At 40.5% G+C, this 348-nt stretch carries 1 pseudogene; it reads left to right on the top strand.

Annotated elements, in window-relative coordinates:
• Window positions 1–348: pseudogene (locus tag HC175_RS21370) on the top strand (hypothetical protein); the annotation flags it as partial.

Here is a 348-nt window from a genome sequence, read left to right as displayed (position 1 = left end):
TAAGTTATTAGAAAAACAGGAAGCCGGTGAGCAACTTACAGATAAGGAGCAAAAAAGGCTTAATGCATATGAAACTAACCTGAAAGCTTATAGCGCAGTTAAAGGTAGTATCAACGCTAAATTAGGTCAACGTGCAGACTGTGATAACCTGATTCCACTTTACAGCAAAGACTTCGATGCTAAAAAAGGTGATACAGACTGGTTAAAAAGAGTGAACAGCAGACTTTCTGCCAAGGATTGTACAGAAGATCCATTGTTCGTGAAGGTGTCTGAAGCACTACACAAATTGCAACCATCTGCAAGTTCTGCCTATTCATTAGGGCAGCTTGCTGAAGCTGAAGGAAACCA

The sequence above is a fragment of the Salinimicrobium oceani genome (assembly GCF_012037645.1).
This window is presented reverse-complemented; position numbering and strand designations above follow the sequence as displayed.